Origin of the sequence: Polynucleobacter sp. AP-Sanab-80-C2 (genome assembly GCF_035012965.1) — a bacterium.
Classification (GTDB): domain Bacteria; phylum Pseudomonadota; class Gammaproteobacteria; order Burkholderiales; family Burkholderiaceae; genus Polynucleobacter.
The window spans coordinates 235,508-237,366 of the sequence record NZ_JAYGQS010000002.1 but is presented as its reverse complement, the minus strand read 5'-3'; the positions used below and the strand labels follow the sequence as shown (position 1 = coordinate 237,366).

At 44.1% G+C, this 1,859-nt stretch carries 1 protein-coding gene; it reads right to left on the bottom strand.

Annotated elements, in window-relative coordinates:
* The coding region (locus VC178_RS04390; RefSeq protein WP_323481711.1) for a hypothetical protein at positions 1–1,859 on the bottom strand (1,859 nt) is incomplete at both ends.

The window sequence follows — 1,859 nt, the reverse complement described above, 5'->3', positions numbered from 1 at the left end:
TATCTGCAAACATTTGCGCAACTTCTGTTGCAGTCAAATCTTTAGCAGCAGTAAATGTCAACCCGCCAATAGTTGCAACATCGCCAGTGTTTAATGCATTCAGGCTCACTGTTTGCTGTGCGTAGACACCAGAGGTTCCAGCAAAACCAGTAACTACAGTTGTAACGTTAGAGGATGATAAGTAAGCGTTATTAGACGGGATACTGCTCGAACTTCCACTAACTGATATTGCACTCTGTGGCCCGTAATAAGAACCAGTAATTGATAAAGCACCGCTTGATATAGACCCTGGGGTAAAGGAAGCTGAAAATGAGCCGCTGAAATATCCGCCTGTAGGTGAGCTAGTATTGCTACTCATTCGCGCAGAGAAATTATTTGCTACGGTAGCTGCATTTACAAACGTGTTGGCATGAAAGGTAAGGCCACCAACAGTAACGCTCTCGCTAGAAAACAGATCATGAAACTGCACAGTTTGTTGAGCATAGGCCCCGGCTTGGCTATCAGTTCCAACGGAAATGGTCGTTACATCAGACGCGCTTAAAGCAGTATTTCCACTACCTCCGGATACAGTTCCAGATGCGGGTAATAAATCCCTAGGGCCTGGACTAGAAGCATTTGCAGAAAGTTGTCCAAGGGTTACGTTGTAGTTATTTAAAGAGAATTGCGAGCCATAAGTAAAACTAGTACCGCTAAAGGAGCCAGCACTTGAAGGCGGATCTGAGTTGTATTGCTGTTTATTTAAAAATGCAATCGCCACATCTCTTGCCGTCATACTTGAATTTGCGGTAAGAGTGAGACCCCCTAAAGTTTCAGTCTCGCCAGCAGACAAGGCTCGCATCTGAATCAACTGCTGGGCATAGTTGCCTGAGCTTGAGTAGTTACCTGTTACAGAAATAGAGACATCTGAGGACTGAGTAATGGTTGCACTTACAGTTCTACCACTAACCTCCATTGTTCTCGTACCAAATGAAGTTCCATTTAGAGATAGATTTCCCATGCCAGATGATGTTGCAGTAAACCCACCCGAGAACGCATTCAAAAATGTACCTGAAGAACTATTTGTATTTGAATTAATTTTAGCTGCAAAAAGATCAGCAACTTGAGTTGCCGTTACATTAGAGCTCGCTGTAAATGTCAGGCCTCCAACCGTAGCAGTTTCACCTGCTGCAAGGGAATGCAATACAACCGAAAACTGGGCAGCTGAAGAAGGACCTCCGGGAGCAATAATGGTTATGTCACTAGCACTCAATGCAGGCCTAATAGCGGAAGACAAGGTAGAACTTACGACAATTGCACTCATCGGCCCTACTGCGTTTCCATTCAAAGTCACAGTACCATTACTATTGTCAACGGCGCTAAAACCACCTATGAAGCTATTATTAAAATAGCCTCCTGTAGGAGAACTACTAGGGTTATTAATTTTTTGCGCAAAGACTGCTGCTACTTCGGCTGTCGTCAAACCAGTATTGGCAGTAAATCTTAAACCACCAAGAGTAGCAGTATCACCAGGCGCCATAGCATTCAAGCTAATGGTTTGTTGGGCATAAGAAGGTGCTACATAGGTCACCCCTGTTCGGGTGCTAGCTACATTCGCAGAGGTGATTGCGGTAGTTGTACTTGCAATATTGCCGCTAACCGAAATCGAGTTTGGCCCAGTTGCTGTTGCAGTAAAGGTCACTGCATTACTAGAACCGGGGCTCGCTAAGTTATAACCACCTTGAAAGCTATTAGTAAAGTTGCCAGCAGCGCTATTGCTACTATTTGTAATCTTTTGATAAAAAATACTGGCAACCTGAGACGCTGTTAAATCACTATTTGCAGTAAAAGTTAACCCACCTACAGTTGCACTATCACCTCTC